Raw genomic sequence first — 22,137 nt, 5'->3', positions numbered from 1 at the left:
GTCAGGAAGCGATCAACCAGATGACGATTGCGGCGAGAATGACGGTGATGACAGTACCGATCTTCATCATCCGCATGAACCCGCCATAGGTGTTCTCATGGGCCTTCATGTCGGCGCTCTGTGCCATGCGTAGCTTCCCCTCTGACGCGTTATCGACAGCTTCATTAGACGCGGTGCCCCTGCCCCTCAAGCCCCCCGGACTTGGGCAGGCTTAAGCGGGTCTTTACCCAATGCCGTTATCCCGAGTGACCGATTTAGGGACAACAGGGACAATTGGATGACGCGCAACGGCCAGCGCCTCCTGATGCTGATCGACGACGAACCGGCCCAGCGGCGGCTGGTGACGGCAATTGCTGCGCGCCGCGGCTGGCGGACGGTGTCCGCGGGCGACGGTGAGACTGCACTGGCGACGCTTGGCACGCCCGACGGGATGGCGCTCGACGCGATCGTGCTCGACCACTGGGCGCCCGATTTCGATGCGGCGGGGCTGATCGCCGAATTGCGTGCCAATCGGCCGATGCTCCCGATTCTGCTGCTCACCGCGAACGGATCGGTCGCCGCTGCGGTTAACGCGATGCGCGCTGGCGCTACCGATTTTCTGGTCAAACCCCTGGCGCCCGAGCGGCTGCTGGCTGCGCTCGACACTGCAGTCGGCGCAAAGGTTTCGGGTGAACTGCGCCCGCTGACAGAAAAACTGAGTGCGCATCTGGCATTCGACGAGATCGTCGGCAGCGCCCCCCAGTTCCGCGCGGCGCTCGCGATTGCGGCCAAGGCAGCGCGCGCGCGCGTCCCCGTGCTGATCGAGGGCGAAAGTGGCGTGGGCAAGGAAGTCGTGGCGGAGGCGATCCACGCCGCGTCACCGCGCCATGCCAAGCCGATCGTCCGGGTGAATTGCGGAGCAATCCCTGCCAACCTCGTCGAATCCGAGCTGTTCGGGCACGAGAAGGGCGCGTTCACGGGCGCCTTCGAGCGCAAAATCGGTCGCTTCCAGGAAGCCGAGGGCGGCACGATCCTGCTCGACGAGATCGGTGAGATGCCGCTCGAGGCGCAGGTCAAATTACTGCGGGTGCTGCAATCGGGTGAGGTGCATCCGATCGGCGCGCGGCATGTCAGCGAAGTCGATGTCCGCGTGATTGCGGCGACCAACAAGACGTTGCTGACCGAGGTTGAGGAAGGCCGCTTCCGCGAGGATCTCTATTACCGTCTCAACGTGGTGCAGGTGACGATCCCGCCTCTGCGCGAGCGTGCCGGGGACGTGGCACCGCTCGCCAGGCATTTGCTGGCGCGGATCGCCGAGCAGCCGGGCCTCAGGCCACTGGGGATCACCGACGACGCGATCGCGTTGCTCTCAAGCTATGACTGGCCGGGTAATGTCCGCCAGCTCCAGAACGCGCTGTTCCGTGCTGCGGTGCTGTGCGACGGCGATGCGCTTACCCGTGCCGATTTCCCGCAGATCGCCCAGCTTTCCGAAGGGCGGCCTGCGCCGGGCGGAACGGCGCATGGCGGCGCTGCATCAGGAGCCGGGATCACACTGTTTCGGGCGGACGGCAATCTGCGCGCGCTCGACGAGATCGAGGCGGACGTGATCCGGCTCGCCATCGGCCATTATCGCGGGCGGATGACCGAGGTGGCACGCCGTCTCGGCATCGGCCGCTCGACGCTCTACCGCAAGCTCGGCGAACTGGGGATCGACCAGAACGCGGCGTGATGCCAGTGGCGGCGCCGGCATGTGCCAGTGCCGCGGTGGAACCCCTTAGATCTCGTCGTCCATATGGCTTTGCCGCAGGCTTGGGAGCATGCGGTGAAAGACCACGTCCTCGTCGAAGAACTGGTGCTTTAGCGCTCCGCAGATGTGGATGACGATCAGCACGAGCAGGGCATAGACGGCGATCTCCTGCATTCCGGCCAGCCATTCCCGCAATTCGGGGGATTTGCCGACCGGAAGGTCGAACCACGGGATGCTGCCGAAAATCTCGCCAGTGCCGCCTCCTGCCGACATCGCCGCCCAGCCGAGCAGCGGTACCGCGAGCAGCATCAGATAGAAGCCGACATAGACGGTGCGGGCAAAGACGCGCTCCCAATTGGGTACGCTGTCGGGGAAGCGCGGCCAGGGATGGGCGACGCGCCAACCGATCCACACGATGGTGAGCAACAGCACCGCGATGTTGATCGACTTGTACCAGCCAAACAGATCGCGATCGTTCGGCATGGTGATAGCGATGACGAGGTTGGCGACCACCAGCACCGCGACGGTCCAGTGGATCAGGATCGATACGTTCGAATAACGGTCATAGGCTTCGCGCATGGCTCCTCTCCTGACGACCTGATTGTCGTCAATCGCACGAAGCGGCGGATTGTTCCGGTGCCGGCACGCGATATCTGGCGAAAACCATGCCGCTTCCCATATACTGGGACGATGCTTCGATTCTTGCTCGTGATCGTCGCGCTGGCGGCGCTGGCTTTCGTCGCGGTCACCCTGTTCGCGGTGGCTGCGGCGGGCTTCGTGCTCTTCTTTGGCGCACGCAAACTCCGCCAGCGCCTTGCCGGTGCCAAGCTCAAGCGCATGAAGCAGGCGCGGCCTGCCGATCCGCTCGAAGCCGCCTGGGCGGCTGCCGCCGGTGAAGCCGACTGGGCCGTCAGCCGCATCGCGGCGGCGCGCACCAGCTGCGCGCGGCTGATCGCGATCGCCGATGCCGAGCCGCTCGCCGCCGATGCGGTCGACTGGGCCAATGTCGTGCGCCGCCGCGTGCCCGATCTGGTCGCGGCGTGCCGCAACGAATGCCGCGACGCGACCGGGGCCGAGCGCCGCCGCAACCTCGAGGATCTGGTCGAGAGCCTCGAGAAGATCGGTGCTGAGGCCGACCGCCGCCGCGACCGGTTCCGCGAGGCGCGGGTGAGCCCGTTCGCGGTCCAGCGCACCTATGTCGAGCAGCGCACAAGGCCCGACCCGCTGGGCTAGCGCCCGATCAGCGCGGCGTCACGCATTCCGCGCCAGACGCGCAGCGCCTGCACCGTTTCCGGCACGTCGTGGACGCGCAGCAATTGTGCGCCGAGATCCGCGCCCTTGAGCGCCAGCGCGAGCGAGCCGCCGAGCCGCTGGTCGGCGGGGGCTTCATTCGACAGTGCGCCGATGATCCGCTTGCGGCTGGCCCCGAGCAACAGCGGCACGCCGAGCCCGTGGAACAGCGCGAGGCCGTTAAGCAAGGCGAGGTTGTGCGCGAGCGTCTTGCCGAAGCCGATGCCGGGATCGGCGATGATGCGCGAACGATCGACGCCCGCCGCCACGACCGCGTCGATCCGCGCCGCCAGCCAGTCATAGACTTCGATCAAGGGGTCGCCATAGCCAGCGCCGCCGTCCGCGCCCTGTTTGGGATCGCCGGCATGCATCAGCACCACCGGGCATTGCGCACGCAGGACGACTTCGAGCGCACGATCGTCCCACAACAAGGCCGACACGTCGTTGACGATATGCGCGCCGGCGGCGAGCGCAGCCTCCATCACGCCGGCCTTGCGCGTATCGGCTGAGACGAGCGTTCCGCTGCGCACGAGCCGTTCGATGACCGGAACGACGCGCTTGATCTCGTCGCCCTCCCATACTTCCTGCGCGCCCGGCCGGGTCGATTCGCCGCCGATATCGATCAGCGCTGCGCCTTCCGCCGCCATGTCCACACCCGCCGCGGCCGCGGCTTCGGCGTCGTCGGCGTGCTTGCCGCCATCCGAGAAGCTGTCGGGGGTCGCGTTGAGGATGCCCATGACCTGCGGCTGGTCGAAGCGGAGCGTGCGCGCGCCGAGCGTCAGCGGTGCGCGCGGCGCGGTGATGCGCGCGGCGAGCGCCTGAAGCCGTTCGTCGGCGGGCAGGTCGCTGATGGACACGGTGCGCTGGAGGATGCGCTTCCCGTTCTCGACCGCGATCAGCTCCCAGGCCGAGAACCAGACAAGTCCGCCCGCCAGCCGCGCGACTTCACCGTCGCGCTCGATCGGTGAATCGGCAAACTGAACCGGGCGCAGATAGAGTTGCGCCTGTGCGGGCAAGGTGAACGTCATTCGCGTGATCGCGCTCCAAAAGTCCCAAAAGTCACACTCCCACACGCGCGAGGCGCATCTGGGAGCGTGGTCGCCGATATGACGACAGGACGGATCATCGCAAAATCACGCGATGTAGGAAAACGTTCGTTGTGCCTTACGGCTGGGTCGCGAGCAGATAGGTCTGGCGCAGCGCGTCGATGGGCTTGAGGCCGTTCTCGGCTTCATAGTGCCAGAAGGTCCAGCCGTTGCACGACGGCGCGTCCTGCAGCGTCGCGCCGACCTTGTGGATCGATCCCGCAGTGCCGCAATCGGTGAGCAGCGAGCCATCGGCCTTCACCACCGCCCGCCAGCGGCGCTTGGTGTCGCACAGCACCGTGCCCGGGGTGAGATAGCCGGTCTCGATCAGCGTGCCGAAGGCAACGCGGGGTGCCTGACGCGGCGCCATCATCGTAGTGACCGCGCTCTCGTCGAGCGGCAGCGCCGCCGCGATGCGCTCCTGCGCCGCTTCGATATAGGTGCCCTCGCGATCGATGCCGATCCAGTGACGGCGCAGGCGCTTGGCCACCGCGCCGGTGGTGCCGGTGCCGAAGAAGGGATCGAGGATGACGTCGCCCGGCTTGGTGCAGGCGAGCATCACGCGGTAGAGCAGCGCCTCGGGCTTCTGGGTCGGATGAACCTTGACGCCGTTCTTCTTGAGCCGCTCCTGCCCGCCGCAGATCGGGAATTCCCAGTCGCTGCGCATCTGAAGCTCGTCGTTGAGCGTCTTCATGCTGCGGTAGTTGAAGGTGTATTTCGACTTCTCGCCCATCGACGCCCAGATCAGCGTCTCATGCGCGTTGGTGAAGCGCGTGCCCTTGAAATTGGGCATCGGGTTGGCCTTGCGCCAGATGATGTCGTTGAGGATCCAGAAACCGAGATCCTGGATCGCCGAGCCGACCTTGAAGATATTGTGGTAGCTGCCGATCACCCAGATCGTACCGTTGGGCTTGAGGATGCGGCGCGCCTCGGCCAGCCAGGCGCGGGTGAACGCGTCATAGGCATTCAGCGAATCGAACTTGTCCCAATCGTCGGTGACGGCGTCGACGAAGCTGCCGTCGGGGCGGTTCAGGTCGCCGCCGAGCTGCAGATTATAGGGCGGATCGGCGAAGATCATGTCGATCGACGCGGCGGGGAGCGCGCGCATCGCTTCGATACAATCCTGCTGGATGATCGTGTCGAGTGGCAGGACATCGACCCAGCTGCGGGTGCGGACCTCTGTCCCCTGGCGCGCTGGCGCGACCTTTTCGATGACCCCCATTAACTACTCCATACCCCTGTTGAGGGGGCGAAACGCCATGAAAGGACGGACTCCGTCAAGCGAACATTAGTTAACGAAAATCCTTTCGATTCCGTTAACTTGGCGGAACATTCCGAGACTGGACCAGATGTTGAGTCTGGAAGTTATCCACAGGCGCTAGGGATGGGGTGTGGCGGGGAAGACTCAATTTGCGCCGAATTGAGTAGCGAGTTTTGTCATGAATTTACAAACGCACATCGATTTTGCGATGTCGGGCGACCCCTTCACCTCGTGATGCGGCGGTTTTGCAGGCATCGGGTGTGTAAAGATGAATAGACGCACCTCAAATCGAACGAGGTGGCCAATGACCTATCAAGACGAAATCGCCCGCGCCAACGCGCCCATCGCCGCCGAGAATGGCCGCTGGAACGGCATCGATGCTGAATCGGTTGCGCGGATGCGGTTGCAGAACCGGTTCAAGACCGGCCTCGACATCGCCAAGTACACGGCCGCGATCATGCGCCGCGACATGGCGGCGTACGACGCCGACCCGGCGGCCTACACCCAGTCGCTCGGCTGCTGGCATGGCTTCATCGCGCAGCAGAAGCTGATCTCGATCAAGAAGCATTTCGGCACCACCAAGGGGCGGTATCTCTACCTCTCCGGCTGGATGGTCGCGGCGCTGCGCAGCGATTTCGGGCCGCTGCCCGACCAGTCGATGCACGAGAAGACCAGCGTCCCGGCGCTGATCGAGGAGCTGTATACCTTCCTCAAGCAGGCCGATGCGCGCGAACTGGGCATGATGTTCCGTGATCTCGACGCCGCGCGCGACGCCGGCAACGAAGTCGAGGCGGCGCGTATCCAGAATTCGATCGACAATTTCGAGACGCACGTCGTGCCGATCGTCGCCGATATCGACGCGGGCTTCGGCAATGCCGAGGCGACCTATCTGCTCGCCAAGAAGATGATCGAGGCCGGCGCCTGCGCGCTGCAGATCGAAAATCAGGTCAGCGACGAGAAGCAGTGCGGACACCAGGACGGCAAGGTCACCGTGCCGCACGAGGACTTCCTCGCGAAGGTCCGCGCGTGCCGCTACGCCTTCCTCGAGATGGGCGTCGATGACGGGATCATCGTCACGCGCACCGATTCGCTGGGTGCCGGGCTGACCAAGCAGATCGCCTATTCCAAGGAGAAGGGCGATCTGGGCGATCAGTATAACGCCTATCTCGATTGCGAGGAGGTGACCGACCCGTCGACCCTGCGCGGCGACGTCGTGATCGAGCGCGACGGCAAGCTGATGCGGCCCAAGCGCCTGCCATCGAACCTGTTCCAGTTCCGCGAGGGGACCGGGGCGGACCGCTGCGTGCTCGACTGCATCACCAGTCTGCAGAACGGCGCCGACCTGTTGTGGATCGAAACCGAGAAGCCGCATATCGAGCAGATCGCGTCGATGGTCGACCGCATCCGCGAGGTGATCCCGAACGCCAAGCTGGTCTATAACAACAGCCCAAGCTTCAACTGGACGCTCAACTTCCGCCAGCAGGTGTTCGATGCCTGGGGCGAAGCGGGCAGGGACGTTTCGGCCTATGACCGGGCGCGGCTGATGAGCGTCGATTATGACGGCACCGATCTGGCGAGCGAGGCGGACGAGAAGATCCGGACGTTCCAGCGCGATGCTGCGGCGCGCGCCGGCATCTTCCATCACCTGATCACGCTGCCGACCTATCACACCGCGGCGCTGAGCACCGACAATCTTGCCAAGGCCTATTTCGGCGACGAGGCGATGCTCGGTTACGTCAAGGGCGTGCAGCGCGAGGAGATCCGGCAGGGGATCGCGTGCGTCAAGCACCAGAATATGAGCGGCTCGGACATCGGCGACGATCACAAGGAGTATTTCGCGGGCGAGGCGGCGCTCAAGGCCGGCGGTGCCCACAACACGATGAACCAGTTCGCGGCGTAGGTTGCTGGATCCGGCTATCGCCGGATAGCGGCACCAGGCGCACTCGAGCAAACGAACAAGTTTCCTGGGGAGGAAAGGAGGTCCGTCGTCACGCCCTTGCGTGGCGGCGGACCTTTTCCTTCACATCTCGAACTCGACCAGCACCGAGTCCGCACTCTTGCGCGCCGGGCCGTGATAGACCGCCTCGATATTATTGCCCGCCGGATCGAGCAGAAAGGCGCCGTAATAGCCGGGGTGATAGGGGCGCTCGCCCGGGGCGCCATTGTCGGTGCCGCCGGCGGCGAGGCCGGTTTCGTGGAAGGCATCGACCATCGCCCGATCGGCGGCCTGGAAGGCGAGGTGGTGGTAGCCGGTGAGCTTGCCCATCGCCGCCTCGCTGTCGGCGGTCGAGATGAACAGCTCGTCCGCCCAGAAGAAATTCTCGCCGCTTCCCGCGATCGGGATGCCGAGCGTGTCGAAGATCGCCGTGTAGAAGCGGCGGCACGCGTCGAGATCGGCGACGACGAGCTGGATGTGATCGATCAGCCGGCCGCGGTGGAGCTGCTGGGTTTCCATCGGTTCTCTCCTCTTACCGGGAGGCAACCGCCGGGCCGAAGTCGAGTTCCGCCTGCGCAACCGGCGCGAAGCTGCGGCGGTGGTGCGGGGTCGGGCCGAGCGTGCGCAGCGCCTGCTGGTGGACCCTGGCGCCATAACCCTTGTTGCTCGCCCAGCCATAGCCGGGGTGGAGGGCGTCGAGCTCGATCATCATGGCGTCGCGATGGTGCTTGGCGATGATCGAGGCGGCGGCGATCGACAGGCAACGCGCATCGCCGCCGACCACCGCCTCGGAGGCGTGCTCCCAGTCGGGGCAGCGGTTGCCGTCGACGAGGACGAAGCCGGGGCGCAGGTCGAGCGCGGCGACCGCGCGGGTCATCGCCAGCATCGTTGCCCAGAAGATGTTGAGCCGGTCAATCTCCTCGACGGTGCAGATGCCGATGCCGACGCGCGCGCAACCGAGAATGGCGTCGTGCAGCGCCGTGCGTTTGGCGGCGGTGAGCGCCTTGGAATCGTCAATGCCGGGGGGGATACAGGCGGGATCGAGGATCACGGCGGCGGCGACCACCGGGCCGGCGAGCGGGCCGCGCCCGGCCTCATCCACCCCGGCGACGGGGCCGCGGATGCCGTGGCGGGTCTCGTAGACGAGATCAGGCATCGGGGGCCTCGGTGAACGCGTCGAACGGAGACTTGCCGAGGGTATGCCCGATCGGGCCATGCCCCTGGCCCAAGCCCGGCGCAGCGCGCAGCGCAGCCTGAACGAAACGATGCGCGCGCCCGGTGGCTTCAGGCAGGGTTTGTCCCTGGCCAAGCCCGGTCGCGATGCCGCTGGCTAGGGTACATCCGGTTCCGTGGGTGTGTCTTGAGTCAATCCAATGGGCGGACCAGCTATGGCATTCCCCGGGAGGGATGATCAGCCAGTCAGTCAGCAGATCGGTTGTGGCAATGCCCCCGGGCATTGCGAGAGTCTGCGCGGTTGCGCTCGGTGGACGGTGCCCACCCTTTGCCAGCACGGCACAACCGAAATCGTCTGCAAGGTCTTCCGCTGCGATCCTGCCTTCGATTTCGCTGGCAACGTCACGACCGATGAGCACGCCGAGTTCCGGCACGTTCGGTGTCACGACCGTGGCGCGGCGCATCAGCCGTTCGAACGCGGCGATCGTCGCATCGTCGGCAAGGATCGAGCCACTGGTGGCGATCATCACCGGGTCGAACACCACGGGCACGCCCGACAGCGCTTCGAGCCGACCGGCGACGGCATGGGCGATTTCGGCCGAGCCGATCATGCCGATCTTCACCGCATCGACGCCGATGTCGGAGACGACTGCGTCGATCTGGGCCAGCACCATGTCGACCGGGATCGGGTGGACGGCGGTGACGCCCAGCGTGTTCTGCGCGGTGATCGCGGTGATCGCGGTCATCGCGTGGCCGCCGAGCATCGTGACGGTCTTGATATCCGCCTGAATGCCCGCGCCGCCGCCCGAGTCAGAACCGGCGATGATGAGGATGCGGGGGATCATGGTGCGCTGCCGACAAAGTTGACAGATTCGCGCGGTTTTCTTGCCGAAGCGACTGCGACGCGACCGGTTCGCGACCACGACGCGACAGCAAGACGACGGGCACGCGCCGTGGCGGCGTCAGTGACGCGACATCCGCGCGCCACCAGCGCGCCACCGACGCGACGGACAGGCGACGCTCGCGCGCCAGCTTCGCGACACGCACGCGGGAAACGGGTTGGAAGGAGAACGGCGATGCGCATGCCGTCGCCATTGCACAGGCAGCGGGCAGTAGGAAAGTTCCACATGCGTGACGCGCCAATGGGGCGGCCTGCTAGCGCGCCATTGCAGCGGCCATCGGCGAGGCCGGGTCCTGGTCGCGCAATCCGGCGACGACGCCCGCATGGTTGGCGGCGGGCTGGTTCTGGCTGGTCTTCCACTTCCCCTCGATCCGCTCGATCGCGATCTCGACGCCGGCAATGCCCTTGAGCTGGGCGGTGATATAGTCGGCCGGGGCGTCGGCGACCGCCCAGGGCGCGTCGCGGTCAGCCTCCTGAAGCGTGGTCAGTGCGTCGATCTGCGCGCGGAGCCACACCGCATCCTCGATCACCCGGGGCCGTCCGTGCGCCTGAACGAGGATATAGTTCCAGGTCGGCACGGCCTTCCCATGTTCGTGCTTGGACGGATACCAGGATGGGGTCACATAGGCCTGCGGACCCTGGAAGATCACCAGCGCCTCGCCGCCCGCGCGCAGGTCCGCGAGCTGGGGGTTGGCCCTGGCCAGATGGGCGCGGAGCAGGTCGCGGCCGTCCTCGCCGGGCACGAGCATGAACGGCACGAGATTGGCGGTGAGACCGGACGGGCCATGCGTGACCAATGTCGCCAGCGGGTGCGCGCGGATCGTGGCGTGGAGAGGCGCGGGACGATCCTCGCGAAAGGCGGGCGGACGGTACATGGCGTGTCCTCGCAGGGATGGAATGCGGGCGCTATACCCGATCCGAGCCGGGCGTCATCATAGCGGTGCAGGTTCCTGGACTACCGGGGTCTTGCTGCCCAGCGCGGCACCGACCGAGGCGCAGACGACCAGCGCGATCGCGAACCATTGGAGCGGCGACAGATACTCGCCGAGCAGGAGGAAGCCGACCATCGCCCCGATCGCCGGCTCCGCACTGATCAGGGTGCTGAAGGTGTTCGAGGGCAGGCGGCGCAGCGCGATCATCTCGAGCGCGAAGGGGATCGCGCTCGACGCGATGCCGACGGCGACGCCGAGCAGCAGAATCTCCGGCCGGAGCAGCGCGGTACCGGCATGGGCGATGCCGACCGGCGCCGCAACCAGCGCGGCGACGATCATCCCGCCCGCGACGGCGCCCGCGCCATGCTCCTCACCCGCGCGCTTGCCGAGCAGGATATAGCCCGCCCAGCAGGCACCGGCGATCAGCGCGAGGACGATGCCGCGCCAGTCGAGCTGCGTCGTGCCACCCCAGAGTGGAAGCAGGAGCAACAGGCCCGCCACCGCGAAACCGATCCAGACGAGGTCGGACTTGCGCCGCGAGGTGAGGACGGCGACCGAGAGCGGCCCGATGAACTCGATCGCGATGGCAATGCCGAGCGGGATGAAGGTCAGCGACTTGTAGAAGGTCAGGTTCATTAGCCCGAGGACGAGGCCGTAGCCGGCGAGCGAGCGCCAGCCGCCGCGCCAGTCCAGCCGCCACGGCCGGAAGATCGCCGAGAGGATGATCGCCCCGATGATGAGACGCAGCGTCGTCGCCCCCTCCGGCCCGACCGAGGGGAACAACGTCTTGGCGAACGACGCGCCGGTCGCGACTGAGATCATCGCGGCGAGCAAGGTCAGCAGGGCGAGGACATCGACGCGCGCGGGCGCCGGCCGGGAAGCAAGGACGGTCATGGGACTCACTCGGGGAAAACGTTGTCATCGGCAATTTACCGGGAGGTTTTGACAAAGGCGCTCGATTTTGACGTTATGTCGATAATTTTTATCGACAAGGTGGACGTTCGCGATGCGAAATGACGCGCTGGACAGTTTCGACCTCAAGCTGCTCGAGCTGATGCAGCAGGACACGCAGCGGCCGATGACGGCGGTCGCCGGGGCGGTGGGGCTGTCGGTGCCGGCCTGTTATCGCCGGATGCGGCGGCTGCGTGCGATCGGCGCGATCGAGCGCGAGGTCGCGATGGTGCGGCCAAAGACGCTGGGCTGGCCGCTGTCGATGCTGGTCATGGTGACGCTCGAGCGCGAGGATGCGCGGACGACGCAGGAGATGATGGCGATCCTGCGTGCCGAACCCGAGGTGATCGAGGCGTGGAACGTCACTGGCGATTTCGACATCGCGGTGAAGATGATCGCGCGCGACATGGAGAGCTATGACGATACGGTGGTGCGGCTGTTCTCTGCCAACCCGCGGGTGCGCGCGTTCCAGACATTGGTGGTGATCCGCCAGCTCAAGGAGCTGAGCCCGATCCCGATTGCCGGCTGAGCTAGCCCCGACGCGCGCGTAGCAGCAGGGCGATGACCGGCGGGAACAGCAGCCACGCGCCGTTGGCGGGCATCACCGCCACCATGGCGATCAGAGTGAGCAGCAGGAGCAGCGCAGCGCTGAAGGGAACCGCGATGCGGCGCGCCTCCATCGCATCGATCAGCAGGCCCGTGACGCCAAGCACCGGAGCGAAGGCGAGGAACCAATAGGCCGTCGCGCGTAGCGAATAATCGTCGGCGGTGGCGATCAGCCCGGCGCCGGCCATCTCCTGCAGCGGCGCGGCATAGAGGAAGAAGGTGGCGATGCCGTGCAGCAGCGCGACGGCGATGAACCAGCGACCGATCCAGCGGCGGGGCGTGCCCACCCCGCTCAGCCCTTGAACATCCGCTGCGTGCTCGCCGGATTGCGCTTGAGTGCATCGCCCACGCGCGCGGGCCGGTCGAGCAATTCGCCACCGCAGTTCGGGCAGACCTCGTCCATTGAATCGGCGCAGTCCGCGCAGAAGGTGCATTCGAACGAGCAGATGAACGCGCCGCCCTGATCGGCGGGCAGATCGGTGCCGCAGCGTTCGCAATCGGGGCGCATCTCAAGCATGACCGGCGACTAGCCTCCTTTGGCGGAGGCGGGAAGTATGATTGCACTGCGCGCGGCGCCATTTTACCCTCGTGTCGCGGGTGGGAGGACAGGACATGCGGAAGGCATTCGGCGCGACGATCGGGTTGCTCTTGCTTCCAGCGCCGACGAGCGGCCAGACCGTTGTCGCTACGCCGTGGATCGACGCGCGGGCTGCCGATCCCTTCGCGCTGCTCGCCGCTTATTTGGGACGCAGTCCGCAAGAGCTGAAGCGCGCCTTTCCGGGCGGCAAGGGCACGGCATTTGCGGCGCAATGCGCGGCCAGGCTCTACAAGCGCGATCGGGGAAACGCGGTCTATACGATCGATCTGCAGATCAAGGGGGCGGGCTGCTACGATCTCGGCATGCAGGCGCTGGAACGAGTCTATGGCAAGCCGAATACCGATGGCGGTTACGGCTATGCCGCCGCACTCGCTGCGGGCGGCAGCGTCAGCACCGTGTACCGCAAGACCATGGTGTTGAAATGGTGCCCGGCCGGTTTCGACGTGCTGGTCGTGCAGCCGGCGGGCTGGCGCGACGGCCTGAACCTGACCGTGGCGCTACCGGGTGCGTGGAATCCCAGGAACGGAAAGCGGGTGGCGCCCGACTCGCCCGAGCAACAGGCGTCCTGCCCGGCCCGGAACGGCTAGCCGGGCGGGTGCCGCTTCAGCGCAGCGGATCAAACGCTACGCCGCTGCCTTGCGCACCGCGTCGCAGATGCGGTCGACGATCGCCTCGACCTGTGCCCGGTCTTCGCCTTCGGCCATCACGCGGATCACCGGCTCGGTGCCAGAGGCGCGGATGACGATGCGGCCGGTGCCGTCGAGCTCGGCCTGCGCGGCGGCGATCACCGATTTGACCGTGTCGTTCTCGAGCGGCTTGCCGCCCGAGAAGCGGACATTCTTGAGCAGCTGGGGCAGCGGGTCGAAGCGGTGGAGCATCTCGCTCGCCGGAACGCCGGCGCGGACCAGCTCGGCCAGCACCTGAAGCGCGGCGACGAGCCCGTCGCCGGTGGTGGCATAGTCCGAGAGGATGAGGTGGCCCGACTGCTCACCGCCGAGATTATAGCCGGAGGCGCGCATCGCCTCGAGCACATAGCGGTCGCCGACGGCAGTGCGTTCGAGGCCGAGGCCGTGGGTCGCGAGATAGCGCTCAAGGCCGAGATTGGACATGACCGTGGCGACGATGCCGCCCCCGCGAAGCCGCCCCTGCCGCGCCCAGCCGGCGGCGATCGTCGCCATCAGCTGGTCGCCATCGACCACCTCGCCCTGCTCGTCGACCACGATCAGCCGGTCGGCGTCACCGTCGAGCGCAATGCCGATATGCGCGCCGGAGGCGACCACGGTCTCGCACAGCGTCAGCGGCGCGGTCGAGCCGACCTGATCGTTGATGTTCTTGCCGTTCGGGTTGACGCCGATCGCGACAACTTCCGCGCCCAACTCCCACAGCGCCGAAGGAGCGACCTGATAGGCGGCGCCGTTGGCGCAATCGACCACGACCTTGAGCCCGTCGAGGCGCAGATCTTCGGGGAAGGTGGATTTGGCGAAGTGGATATAGCGGCCCCTGGCGTCCTCGATCCGCTTGGCGCGGCCGATATCGGGGGCGGGCGCGAGCGGGATCTCGCCGTCGATCAGTGCCTCGATCGCGTGCTCGTCCGCGTCGGAGAGCTTGTAGCCGTCGGGGCCGAACAGCTTGATGCCGTTATCGGCATAGGGGTTGTGGCTGGCCGAGATCATCACGCCCATATCGGCGCGCATCGAATGGGTGAGCATCGCGACGGCAGGGGTCGGCATCGGGCCGACCAGCACCACATCCATGCCGACGCTGGTGAAGCCCGCGACCAGCGCGTTCTCGATCATATAGCCCGACAGGCGTGTGTCCTTGCCGATCACGACGCGGTGCTTGTGATCGCCGCGGCGGAAGTGCGCGCCGGCGGCCATGCCGACCTGCATCGCCATCGCTGCGGTCATTGGCGCGACATTGGTCTTGCCGCGAATTCCGTCGGTGCCGAAATATTTCCTTGCCATATCCGCCTGCTTTGCGACGTTGCCGTCTTTCTGGCAGGCGGTCATAGCGCCGCTTTTTCTCAAGGGCGAGCATGTCGCTGATCTTCCGAACCTTCGCCTCTCTGATCCGCATCGTGCTGGGGCCGTCGAACCGCGCGCAGCCGGTACGCATCCTGATCGCCCTTGTCGCCGCGCTCGTGATCGGCGTCGGCGCCGCCGCCACCGCACCCGAGCGGGCGCTCGTCGCAGCCGACTGGATCGCCCCGGTGGGCACCATCTGGCTGCACGCACTGCAGATGACGATCATCCCGCTGGTCGTCTCGCTGCTGATCACCGGCATTTCGGCGACCGCGGAGAAGGCGCGCGCGGGGCGGCTGGCGGGCCGGGCATTCCTGACCTTCATTGCGCTGTTGTGGGTTTCCTCGGCGCTCGGCGGCGCACTGACGGTTTTCTATCTCGACCTGTTCCCGCTCGCTTCGTCCTCGGCGCAGGCGCTGCAGGGCGCACTCGCCGACAAGACGCCCGAGATCGGCACGATCCCGCCGTTCGTCGACTTCATCGTCGCGATGGTGCCGTCGAACCCGGTGACCTCGGCGGCGAACGACGCGTTCCTCCCGCTGATCCTGTTCACCACCGTGTTCGCTTTCGCGTTGACGCGGCTGCCCAAGGAACAGCGCGAGACGCTGACCCGCTTCTTCGAGGCGCTGGGCAACACGATGCTGGTGGTGATCAACTGGGTGTTGTGGCTCGGGCCGATCGGCGTCGCGGCGCTGGCCTATATGGTCGGTGCAAGGGCGGGGACGGCGGCGTTCGGCGCGCTGCTCCATTATGTCGCGATCCTGTGCGGCGTCGGCATCGTTATGTGGCTGCTCGCGGCGCCGTTCGGTATCCTGGCGGGCCGGGTTTCGCCGATGCGCTACATCCGCGCGGTGGCGCCGTCACAGGCGGTCGCCTTCTCGACCCAATCGTCGCTCGCCAGCCTGCCGGCGATGCTCAAGGCGACCGAGAATCTGGGCGTCCCCGCGGCACATTCGGGCGTGGCGCTGCCGATTGCGGTCGCGATCTTCCGCTGGACCGGACCCGCGATGAACTTCGCGGTGGCGATCTATGTCGCGCATCTGCTGGGGATCGAGCTCGGGCCGAGCCAGCTTGCGGCGGGCTGGGTGGTCGCGGCGATCACGACGATGGGCGCGGTCGGCCTGCCCGGTACGATCAGCTTCGTCAGCTCGATCGCGCCGATCGCGACTGCGATGGGCGTACCGCTCCCGATGCTCGGCCTGCTGGTCGCGGTCGAGACGATCCCCGACCTGTTCCGCACGCTCGGCAACGTCGCGATGGACGTCAGCGCGACGCGCGTGGTGAGCCTGCATACCGGCGGCGAGGACGGGCTGGAGGATGAATCCGACCGGCTTCTCAGAAACGAAGGCTGAGCATCGCCCCGGCGCGAGCCGGGGCGGCGCGGCTCATTTCATCAGCACAAGCTCTTCGGCCATCGACGGGTGGAGCGCGACGGTCTGGTCGAAATCGGCCTTGGTCAGGCCGGCCTTGACCGCGATAGCGGCGGCCTGAAGGATTTCCGGCGCATCGGGGCCGATCATGTGGAGGCCGAGCACCTTCCCCGAATCCGCCTCGCACACCATCTTGTACAGCGCGCGCTCGTTACGGTTGGCGAGGACGTTCTTCATCGCCCGGAAGTCCGAGGTGTAGACGCGGACCGAGCCGTATTTCTGCTTGGCCTGCCCCTCGGTCAGGCCGACGCCGGCGATCGGCGGGTGGCTGAACACCGCGGCGGGGATGCAGTCATAGTCGACGACGGTCGGCTTGTTGCCGAACACGGTGTCGGCGAAGGCCTGTCCTTCGCGGATCGCCACCGGGGTGAGCTGGACGCGGTTGGTGACGTCACCCACGGCATAGATCGACTCGACCGACGACTTGTTGTCCGCGCCGACGACCACCGCGCCTTTGGCGTCGAGCTCGACCCCGGCCTCGGCAAGGCCCAGTCCCTCGGTATTGGGGACGCGGCCGGTGGCGAAGAGGACGCAATCGACCTCGATCGGCTCATGGTTGGTCATGCTGACCTTGAGGCTGCCGTCGGCCTGCTTCTCGATCCCGCGGAATTCGGCATGGAAGCGGAAGTCGATGCCCTTGGTCATGCTGATCTGGAGCAGGCGGTCGCGGATCTGCTCGTCATAGCCGCGCAGGATCACGTCGGAGCGGTTGATCAGCGTGACCTTGCTGCCGAACTCGTTGAAGATGCCGGCGAATTCGTTGGCGATATAACCCGCGCCCGCGATCAGCACGCGCTTGGGCAGCGCGTCGAGGTGGAATACCTCGTTCGAGGTGATGCCATGCTCGCTGCCCGGGCAATGCGGGACGGCGGGGCGGGCACCGACCGCGATCAGGATCTTGCCGGCGGTGATCTTGCGGCCGCTGGCCAGCGTCACTTCATTGGGGCCGGAGACGGTGGCGCGTTCGTGGATGACCTCGACGCCGTGATTGTCGAGCGTGTGGGTGTAGGCGCCGTTCAATCGGTCGACCTCGGCCAGCACATTGTCGCGCAGCACCGCCCAGTCGAAGTCGCAATCGGGGACGTTCCAGCCGAAACGGCGGGCGTCCTTCAGATCTTCGGCGAAATGCGCGCCATAGACGAGCAGCTTCTTTGGCACGCAGCCGCGGATGACGCAGGTGCCGCCGACGCGATATTCCTCGGCGATCGCGACCTTCGCGCCGTGCGCGGCAGCGACGCGGCTGGCGCGGACGCCGCCGGAGCCCGCACCGATGACGAAGAGGTCGTAGTCGAAGTCGGCCATCACTTGCTCCCGCTCATGCGCCGGTTCGTCGCGCAGGAGCGGGAGATAGGCGTGCGGAGGGCGGATGCCAACGGATCGGCTTACCCTGCTCGGGGGTTTTGCTGGCGAAGGAGAGATCCGATGCACATCATCCTTGGGGGGACCGGCAATGTCGGTTCGGCGGTGGCGCGCACCTTGCTCGCCGCGGGCGAGCCGGTGACGATCGTCAGCCGCGACCCCGCGAAGGTGCGGGAATGGGAGAATAGCGGCGCGAACGTCGCGATCGCCGACATCCTCGACGTGCGCGCGCTGACCGATGTCCTTTGCACCGGCACGCGCGCCTTCCTGCTCAACCCGCCGGCCGCGCCGAATACCGATACCGATGCGCAGGAGCGCCGCACGGTCGAGGCGATCCTGACTGCGGCCGAGGGGGCGGGGCTGGAGAAGCTGGTCGCCGAATCGACCTATGGTGCGCAGCCCGGCGAGCGGTGCGGCGACCTCAACACGCTGTGGGAGCTCGAGAAGGGGCTGGCCGAGCAGCCGGTCCCGTTCGCGATCAATCGCGGCGCCTATTATTTCAGCAACTGGGCGGCGAATCTGGAGGAGGTGCGCGAAGCGGGCGTGCTGCGGACGATGTTCGACGGTGATTTCGAGCTGCCGATGGCGGCGCCCGAGGATCTGGGCAAGCACGCCGCCGCGCTGATGACCGACGATCGCACCGGTGTGTTCTTCGCCGAGGGACCGCAGCGTTACACGCCGCAGGACGTCGCCAACGCCTTTGCCGCGGCGCTGGATCGCAGCGTACGCGTCGAGACCATTCCGCGCGAGCAGTGGGTGCCGGCGTTCAAGGCGATCGGCTTCTCATGCCCCGCGGCGGAGAGCTATGCGCGGATGACGGCGGCAACGGTGGATGATCTGGAACTGCCCGATGCGCCGGTGCGCGGCGAGGTGCGGCTGGCGAAGTATATCGCGGCGCTGGTGGATCGGGAGGTGGAGGTGGCGTAAGACCACAGCGATATCTACCCACACCTCCACCGTCACCCCGGCCTTGTGCCGGGGTCCACCGGGAGGCTGGTTCTGGACGAGAGGCTGGAGGTCAGTCCGCGAGGCTGAGTGGACCCCGGCACAAGGCCGGGGTGACGGGGAGCTTGGTCGCTGACCGAGTCGTTTTGCCTACCCCGCAACAGTCACCGCTTCATAGCTTCTTCCTCTGCGGCGAACACGCTCTCGATGAGGTCTAGCGTCCGACGTTCATCTCCTCTCTCAGGGACCGGGAGACCAGAGATACTCGGATTCGTGTCCGTCGAGAATTCCATCCAGCTGCTAGTATCAAAGACAATTCTTCGATGATCTTTTCTAAACTCACAGAATGGCGCCACTTCGTTCCACCCTGCGGCCTTCAACACCACGCCAAACCAAGGATCAGCGGAAGTATATGACATGCATGCCCTCCAAAGGGGCAATCCCCCTAACCCTCACCGCTTGCGCACGAACTCCGCGCGCAGGACCAGGCCCTTGATACCTTCGTATTTGCAGTCGATTTCCTGTGGGTCGCCGGTGAGGCGGATCGACTTGATCAGGGTGCCGCGCTTCAAGGTCTGGCCGGCGCCCTTGACGGTCAAATCCTTGATCAGCGTGACCTGATCGCCGTCGGCGAGGAGGTTGCCGACCGAATCGCGGACTTCGACCGTCTCGCCCGCAGGCGGGGCTGCGAGCTGCGAGGCGGGGACCCATTCCCCGCTCGCCTCGTCATAAACATACTCGTCGCCCGACATCATCCGAACGCCCGCCGGATGAGGTCGTCGGTCGAGGGATCGAAATCCTGCCCGCCCTGGTCCGCGGCCTTGGCCATTTCCTTGCCCAGCTCGACCCCGAACTGGTCGAACGGGTTGATGCCGAGCAACGCGGCGCTGACAAAGGTGCGCTGCTCATAGAAGGCGATCAGCGCGCCCAGCGTGCGCGGGTCGAGCTCGTCGAGCAGGATCGTGGTCGAGGGGCGGTCGCCGGGATAGGCGCGCGCCGGATCGGCATTGGCGCGGCCGGCCATCAGCGCGGCGCCCTGCGCGAAGGCGTTGATCAGCAGCTGGCGATGGTGATCCTCAGCCAGATCGTCGCCTGGCTCGATCACCGCGACGAACTCGAGCGGGACGAGGCGGGTGCCCTGATGCAGCAGCTGGAACACCGCATGTTGCGCGTCGGTGCCGACGCCGCCCCAGGTGATCGGCGCGGTCGGACGGCCGACCGGCTGGCCGTCGGCGGTGACGCCCTTGCCGTTCGATTCCATCTCGAGCTGCTGGAGATAGGGCGGGAGCAGGCGGAGGCGTTCGTCATAGGCGAAGGTCGCACGCGTCTCGCAGCCGCGATTCTGGGTGTAATAGAGGTCGGCGAAGGCGGCGAGGACCGGGGCGTTGCTCTTGAGGTCGGTCAGGCGGAAATGGCGGTCCATCTCGGCCGCGCCCTCGAGCAGCGCCTCGAACGCATCCCAGCCGAGCGCGAGCGCGGCGGGGAAGCCGATCGACGACCACAAGGAATAGCGGCCGCCCACGGATTCAGCGAACGGGAGCACGCGGGTTTCGTCGACACCCCATTCGATCGCCTTGTCGGGCGCAGCGGTGAGCGCGATGACATGGCCATAGGGATCCTCGACGCCATGCTCACGCATCCAGTCGAGCGCGCTGGTTGCGTTGAGCAGTGTCTCGGTGGTGGTGAAGGTCTTGGACGCGACCGCGATCAGCGTCGCGTGCGGGTCGAAATCGGCGATCGCCTCTTCGAGCGCGCAGCCATCGACGTTGGAGACGATGGCGACGTCATAATGCCCGCCTTCGCGGCCGAGCGCGTCGATCAGCAGCTCGGGCCCGAGCGCTGAGCCGCCGATGCCGATGTGCAGGATGTGACGGATCGGGCCGAGCGCTTCGGCCTCGATCGCGTCGATCAGGCCGCGCATGCGGGCGTGGAACGCGGCGGCGCGGGCGACGCTGTCGTCCGAACCTTCGCCGCGCTCGGCGCTATGCTCGGCAGGGCGGCCTTCGGTGACGTTGACCGCCTCGCCCGCGAACAGCGCTTCGCGCTTGCCGGCGAGGTCAGTGGCCTTGGCCAGCGCGGCGAAGGCATCGAGCGCGGCGCCGTCGAGATGCGTCTTGGAGAAGTCGAAATGGATGCCCGCGACATCGGTGGAGAGCAAAGCCAGCCGGTCCGCGTCGGCGGCGAACAGCTGGGTCAGCGGGGTACGGGGCAGGCTTTCGATCGCGGTCCAGTCGGGGGTGCTCACTGCCTGTCTCCTGTTGAATTCGGGGCGCCATGTAGCGTGCCATTTCGGGCATCGCCAGATGGGTGCTGCACGTCACCGCCTTGACGCTGCCACATGGCCCGCGCAGAGCAGCGACATGGACGATACCGCCCCGACCGATTCCGGCATCAAGCCCGCTCCCATCCACACGCCCAAGCCGCGTTCCGAATGGCGCGATACGCTGAGCTTCCTCGTCAAGCTCGCGATCCTGGTGTTCGTGGTGCGCAGCTTCATCTTCGCGCCGTTCAGCATCCCGTCGGGATCGATGCTGCCGCGGCTGCTGGTGGGTGACTTTCTGTTCATCACCAAATGGAATTACGGCTATTCCAAGCATTCGCTGCCGTGGAGCCTGCCGCTGATCCCGGGCCGCATCTTCGCCAAGGATCCGACGCGCGGCGATGTGGTGGTGTTCAAGGCGCCGCCGACCGACGACACCGACTGGATCAAGCGTGTGATCGGCCTGCCCGGCGATACGGTGCAGATGCGCAATGGCCAGCTGGTCCTCAACGGTCAGGCGATCCCCAAGCAGCCGATCGCGGACTTCGTGGTGCCGATCAGCCCCAATTTCCCGGTCGCGGGTCCCGGTGTGGACGGTGGCTGCGATGTCAGGTTCGTCGAATCGGGGCCGAACGGCACCCAGCTTTGCCGCATCCCACGCTTCCGCGAGACGCTGCCGGGCGGCAAGAGCTATGAAGTCCTCGACGAGGGGTTCAACCCCGGTGCCGACGATACCGAATTGTTCACGGTCCCTGCGGGCCATGTCTTCCTGATGGGCGATAATCGCGACAATAGCGCCGACAGCCGTTTCGTGCCGATGCTCGACAGCATGGGGCAGAACCGCGGCGGTATCCGCTTCGTGCCGATGGAGAATCTGCAAGGCAAGGCGGTGGTGAATTTCTGGTCCACCGATGGCGGCGCGCAATGGGTGCTGCCCTGGACCTGGTTCAGCGCGGCGCGGTGGAGCCGCATCGGGGAAGGCTTTTGACCGAGAAGCTGGCCGACTGGCTGGCGGGGGTGTTGGGCAGCCCCGCGGGTGACCTCGCGGGCTATGAGCGCGCGCTGACGCATGGCAGCCAGAGTGCGGCCAATTACGAGCGGCTCGAGTTTCTGGGCGACCGGGTGCTGGGGCTGACGATCGCCGAATGGCTATATGAGCGCTTTCCGGACGAACCCGAAGGCAAGCTGTCGCGGCGGTTCAACTCGCTCGTGACGGGGCAGGTCTGTGCCGAGGTGGCGCGCGAAATCGGCGTGCCCGCGCACCTCAAGCTGGGCAAGCAGGCGCGCGACGACGGCGCGGCGTCGAGCGACAATGTGCTGGGCGATGTGATGGAGGCGCTGATCGGTGCCCATTTCGTCGAGCGCGGGTTCGAGACGGCCAGGGCGCTGGTGCGACGGCTGTGGGACAGCCGGATCGATGCGCAGGCATCCGCTCCCAAACACCCCAAATCGGCGTTACAGGAATGGGCTGCGGCCAATAATCGCCGCCAGCCCGAATATGAGCTGGTCGAGCGTTCGGGGCCGGGGCATGCGCCGCGCTTCAAGGTGCGCGCGGTGATCGGCAAGCTCGCCGAAGCCGAGGGCGAAGGCAGCTCGAAACAGGAAGCGGAAACCGCTGCGGCGACGGCGCTGCTGGAGAAGCTCGGCTAGACCGGCTACGGAG

Annotated in this window: 24 protein-coding genes; 9 read left to right on the top strand and 15 right to left on the bottom strand. The window is 66.4% G+C overall.

Going from position 1 to position 22,137, the window contains the following annotated elements:
* Window position 1: 1 nt before the first annotated feature.
* Entirely contained in the window at window positions 2-190 is a 189-nt protein-coding gene (locus AC07NK_RS01480) for an aa3-type cytochrome c oxidase subunit IV (protein ID WP_495168796.1), read from the bottom strand.
* An 87-nt stretch (window positions 191-277) separates the two neighbouring features.
* Between AC07NK_RS01480 and AC07NK_RS01475 the strand changes: the two genes are divergently transcribed.
* A complete protein-coding gene (locus tag AC07NK_RS01475; protein WP_495168795.1) occupies window positions 278-1,708 on the top strand; it encodes a sigma-54-dependent transcriptional regulator in 1,431 nt (476 codons plus the stop codon).
* Between the two features lie 45 nt (window positions 1,709-1,753).
* Here AC07NK_RS01475 and AC07NK_RS01470 read toward each other — a convergent pair whose 3' ends face one another.
* Window positions 1,754-2,305: a cytochrome b gene (locus AC07NK_RS01470; RefSeq protein ID WP_495168794.1), complete on the bottom strand. Its 552-nt coding sequence runs from the start codon at window positions 2,303-2,305 to the stop codon at window positions 1,754-1,756.
* Window positions 2,306-2,416: 111 nt separating this feature from the next.
* Between AC07NK_RS01470 and AC07NK_RS01465 the strand changes: the two genes are divergently transcribed.
* Complete coding sequence (locus AC07NK_RS01465; RefSeq protein WP_495168793.1) at window positions 2,417-2,959, top strand: hypothetical protein; 543 nt, start codon at window positions 2,417-2,419, stop codon at window positions 2,957-2,959.
* On the opposite strand, the gene folP is transcribed toward AC07NK_RS01465, so the two are convergent.
* Together folP and AC07NK_RS01455 are read right to left on the bottom strand one after the other, a co-directional pair.
* Window positions 2,956-4,044 carry a dihydropteroate synthase gene (gene folP / locus AC07NK_RS01460; RefSeq protein ID WP_495168792.1) on the bottom strand — a complete coding sequence of 363 codons (1,089 nt, stop codon included), beginning with the start codon at window positions 4,042-4,044 and terminating at the stop codon, window positions 2,956-2,958. The genes AC07NK_RS01465 and folP overlap by 4 nt on opposite strands.
* Before the next feature lie 136 nt (window positions 4,045-4,180).
* A complete protein-coding gene (locus tag AC07NK_RS01455) occupies window positions 4,181-5,323 on the bottom strand; it encodes a site-specific DNA-methyltransferase (RefSeq protein ID WP_495168791.1) in 1,143 nt (380 codons plus the stop codon).
* 343 nt (window positions 5,324-5,666) lie between these two features.
* On the opposite strand from AC07NK_RS01455, the gene AC07NK_RS01450 reads away from it, so the two are divergent.
* On the top strand, window positions 5,667-7,262 hold the full coding sequence (locus AC07NK_RS01450) for an isocitrate lyase (RefSeq protein WP_495168790.1): 1,596 nt from the start codon (window positions 5,667-5,669) through the stop codon (window positions 7,260-7,262).
* A 120-nt stretch (window positions 7,263-7,382) separates the two neighbouring features.
* Here the strand turns inward: AC07NK_RS01450 and AC07NK_RS01445 are convergent, their stop codons facing one another.
* The 5 genes from AC07NK_RS01445 to AC07NK_RS01425 form a co-directional block, all read right to left on the bottom strand.
* Complete coding sequence (locus AC07NK_RS01445) at window positions 7,383-7,817, bottom strand: VOC family protein (protein WP_495168789.1); 435 nt, start codon at window positions 7,815-7,817, stop codon at window positions 7,383-7,385.
* A 13-nt stretch (window positions 7,818-7,830) separates the two neighbouring features.
* On the bottom strand, window positions 7,831-8,454 hold the full coding sequence (rnhB, locus tag AC07NK_RS01440; RefSeq protein WP_495168788.1) for a ribonuclease HII: 624 nt from the start codon (window positions 8,452-8,454) through the stop codon (window positions 7,831-7,833).
* Window positions 8,447-9,316, bottom strand: coding sequence for a bifunctional hydroxymethylpyrimidine kinase/phosphomethylpyrimidine kinase (thiD, locus tag AC07NK_RS01435; RefSeq protein WP_495168787.1), 870 nt, complete (start codon window positions 9,314-9,316; stop codon window positions 8,447-8,449). Before thiD ends, rnhB begins: the two co-directional genes overlap by 8 nt.
* A 310-nt stretch (window positions 9,317-9,626) precedes the next feature.
* Entirely contained in the window at window positions 9,627-10,247 is a 621-nt protein-coding gene (locus tag AC07NK_RS01430; protein WP_495168786.1) for an FMN-binding negative transcriptional regulator, read from the bottom strand.
* 57 nt (window positions 10,248-10,304) lie between these two features.
* Complete coding sequence (locus AC07NK_RS01425; protein ID WP_495168785.1) at window positions 10,305-11,198, bottom strand: EamA family transporter; 894 nt, start codon at window positions 11,196-11,198, stop codon at window positions 10,305-10,307.
* Window positions 11,199-11,310: 112 nt separating this feature from the next.
* Between AC07NK_RS01425 and AC07NK_RS01420 the strand changes: the two genes are divergently transcribed.
* The gene (locus AC07NK_RS01420) at window positions 11,311-11,784 is read left to right on the top strand and encodes an Lrp/AsnC family transcriptional regulator (protein ID WP_495168784.1); all 474 of its coding nucleotides are present in this window, start codon (window positions 11,311-11,313) and stop codon (window positions 11,782-11,784) included.
* Window position 11,785: 1 nt separating this feature from the next.
* Here AC07NK_RS01420 and AC07NK_RS01415 read toward each other — a convergent pair whose 3' ends face one another.
* Together AC07NK_RS01415 and AC07NK_RS01410 are read right to left on the bottom strand one after the other, a co-directional pair.
* Window positions 11,786-12,148, bottom strand: coding sequence for a DUF6463 family protein (locus tag AC07NK_RS01415; protein ID WP_495168783.1), 363 nt, complete (start codon window positions 12,146-12,148; stop codon window positions 11,786-11,788).
* 5 nt (window positions 12,149-12,153) lie between these two features.
* Window positions 12,154-12,378 carry a DUF1272 domain-containing protein gene (locus AC07NK_RS01410; protein WP_495168782.1) on the bottom strand — a complete coding sequence of 75 codons (225 nt, stop codon included), beginning with the start codon at window positions 12,376-12,378 and terminating at the stop codon, window positions 12,154-12,156.
* Between the two features lie 95 nt (window positions 12,379-12,473).
* Here AC07NK_RS01410 and AC07NK_RS01405 point away from each other — a divergent pair, with 95 nt between their 5' ends.
* Window positions 12,474-13,046, top strand: coding sequence for a hypothetical protein (locus AC07NK_RS01405; RefSeq protein ID WP_495168781.1), 573 nt, complete (start codon window positions 12,474-12,476; stop codon window positions 13,044-13,046).
* A gap of 36 nt (window positions 13,047-13,082) precedes the next feature.
* Here the strand turns inward: AC07NK_RS01405 and glmM are convergent, their stop codons facing one another.
* Window positions 13,083-14,423: a phosphoglucosamine mutase gene (gene glmM, locus AC07NK_RS01400; protein WP_495168780.1), complete on the bottom strand. Its 1,341-nt coding sequence runs from the start codon at window positions 14,421-14,423 to the stop codon at window positions 13,083-13,085.
* A 71-nt stretch (window positions 14,424-14,494) separates the two neighbouring features.
* Between glmM and AC07NK_RS01395 the strand changes: the two genes are divergently transcribed.
* The gene (locus tag AC07NK_RS01395) at window positions 14,495-15,832 is read left to right on the top strand and encodes a dicarboxylate/amino acid:cation symporter (protein WP_495168779.1); all 1,338 of its coding nucleotides are present in this window, start codon (window positions 14,495-14,497) and stop codon (window positions 15,830-15,832) included.
* Between the two features lie 33 nt (window positions 15,833-15,865).
* Here the strand turns inward: AC07NK_RS01395 and gor are convergent, their stop codons facing one another.
* The gene (gene gor / locus AC07NK_RS01390; protein ID WP_495168778.1) at window positions 15,866-17,212 is read right to left on the bottom strand and encodes a glutathione-disulfide reductase; all 1,347 of its coding nucleotides are present in this window, start codon (window positions 17,210-17,212) and stop codon (window positions 15,866-15,868) included.
* A 120-nt stretch (window positions 17,213-17,332) separates the two neighbouring features.
* Here gor and AC07NK_RS01385 point away from each other — a divergent pair, with 120 nt between their 5' ends.
* A complete protein-coding gene (locus tag AC07NK_RS01385) occupies window positions 17,333-18,196 on the top strand; it encodes an NAD(P)H-binding protein (protein ID WP_495168777.1) in 864 nt (287 codons plus the stop codon).
* Between the two features lie 470 nt (window positions 18,197-18,666).
* Here AC07NK_RS01385 and AC07NK_RS01380 read toward each other — a convergent pair whose 3' ends face one another.
* Together AC07NK_RS01380 and pgi are read right to left on the bottom strand one after the other, a co-directional pair.
* A complete protein-coding gene (locus AC07NK_RS01380) occupies window positions 18,667-18,966 on the bottom strand; it encodes an alkylphosphonate utilization protein (RefSeq protein ID WP_495168776.1) in 300 nt (99 codons plus the stop codon).
* Window positions 18,966-20,459, bottom strand: a complete 1,494-nt coding sequence (gene pgi / locus AC07NK_RS01375; RefSeq protein ID WP_495168775.1) for a glucose-6-phosphate isomerase — start codon at window positions 20,457-20,459, stop codon at window positions 18,966-18,968. The genes AC07NK_RS01380 and pgi overlap by 1 nt, the downstream gene beginning before the upstream one ends.
* A 115-nt stretch (window positions 20,460-20,574) precedes the next feature.
* Between pgi and lepB the strand changes: the two genes are divergently transcribed.
* Together lepB and rnc are read left to right on the top strand one after the other, a co-directional pair.
* A complete protein-coding gene (gene lepB, locus AC07NK_RS01370) occupies window positions 20,575-21,462 on the top strand; it encodes a signal peptidase I (RefSeq protein ID WP_495168774.1) in 888 nt (295 codons plus the stop codon).
* Window positions 21,459-22,124, top strand: coding sequence for a ribonuclease III (gene rnc, locus AC07NK_RS01365; RefSeq protein WP_495168773.1), 666 nt, complete (start codon window positions 21,459-21,461; stop codon window positions 22,122-22,124). The genes lepB and rnc overlap by 4 nt, the downstream gene beginning before the upstream one ends.
* The last annotated feature ends 13 nt before the right edge of the window (window positions 22,125-22,137 follow it).

Source organism: Sphingomonas sp. GW821-FHT09B04, from assembly GCF_059418285.1.
This window is presented reverse-complemented; position numbering and strand designations above follow the sequence as displayed.

Excerpts from the sequence above, each read along its gene's own strand:
- thiD (WP_495168787.1), bottom strand. The coding sequence starts at position 9,316 with ATGATCCCCCGCATCCTCATCATCGCCGGTTCTGACTCGGGCGGCGGC.
- AC07NK_RS01470 (WP_495168794.1), bottom strand. The coding sequence starts at position 2,305 with ATGCGCGAAGCCTATGACCGTTATTCGAACGTATCGATCCTGATCCAC.
- AC07NK_RS01450 (WP_495168790.1), top strand. The coding sequence starts at position 5,667 with ATGACCTATCAAGACGAAATCGCCCGCGCCAACGCGCCCATCGCCGCC.
- AC07NK_RS01420 (WP_495168784.1), top strand. The coding sequence starts at position 11,311 with ATGCGAAATGACGCGCTGGACAGTTTCGACCTCAAGCTGCTCGAGCTG.
- glmM (WP_495168780.1), bottom strand. The coding sequence starts at position 14,423 with ATGGCAAGGAAATATTTCGGCACCGACGGAATTCGCGGCAAGACCAAT.
- AC07NK_RS01385 (WP_495168777.1), top strand. The coding sequence starts at position 17,333 with ATGCACATCATCCTTGGGGGGACCGGCAATGTCGGTTCGGCGGTGGCG.
- AC07NK_RS01430 (WP_495168786.1), bottom strand. The coding sequence starts at position 10,247 with ATGTACCGTCCGCCCGCCTTTCGCGAGGATCGTCCCGCGCCTCTCCAC.
- rnhB (WP_495168788.1), bottom strand. The coding sequence starts at position 8,454 with ATGCCTGATCTCGTCTACGAGACCCGCCACGGCATCCGCGGCCCCGTC.
- AC07NK_RS01380 (WP_495168776.1), bottom strand. The coding sequence starts at position 18,966 with ATGTCGGGCGACGAGTATGTTTATGACGAGGCGAGCGGGGAATGGGTC.
- gor (WP_495168778.1), bottom strand. The coding sequence starts at position 17,212 with ATGGCCGACTTCGACTACGACCTCTTCGTCATCGGTGCGGGCTCCGGC.
- AC07NK_RS01455 (WP_495168791.1), bottom strand. The coding sequence starts at position 5,323 with ATGGGGGTCATCGAAAAGGTCGCGCCAGCGCGCCAGGGGACAGAGGTC.
- AC07NK_RS01445 (WP_495168789.1), bottom strand. The coding sequence starts at position 7,817 with ATGGAAACCCAGCAGCTCCACCGCGGCCGGCTGATCGATCACATCCAG.
- lepB (WP_495168774.1), top strand. The coding sequence starts at position 20,575 with ATGGACGATACCGCCCCGACCGATTCCGGCATCAAGCCCGCTCCCATC.
- AC07NK_RS01410 (WP_495168782.1), bottom strand. The coding sequence starts at position 12,378 with ATGCTTGAGATGCGCCCCGATTGCGAACGCTGCGGCACCGATCTGCCC.
- AC07NK_RS01475 (WP_495168795.1), top strand. The coding sequence starts at position 278 with ATGACGCGCAACGGCCAGCGCCTCCTGATGCTGATCGACGACGAACCG.
- folP (WP_495168792.1), bottom strand. The coding sequence starts at position 4,044 with ATGACGTTCACCTTGCCCGCACAGGCGCAACTCTATCTGCGCCCGGTT.
- AC07NK_RS01405 (WP_495168781.1), top strand. The coding sequence starts at position 12,474 with ATGCGGAAGGCATTCGGCGCGACGATCGGGTTGCTCTTGCTTCCAGCG.
- AC07NK_RS01395 (WP_495168779.1), top strand. The coding sequence starts at position 14,495 with ATGTCGCTGATCTTCCGAACCTTCGCCTCTCTGATCCGCATCGTGCTG.
- AC07NK_RS01465 (WP_495168793.1), top strand. The coding sequence starts at position 2,417 with ATGCTTCGATTCTTGCTCGTGATCGTCGCGCTGGCGGCGCTGGCTTTC.
- AC07NK_RS01425 (WP_495168785.1), bottom strand. The coding sequence starts at position 11,198 with ATGACCGTCCTTGCTTCCCGGCCGGCGCCCGCGCGCGTCGATGTCCTC.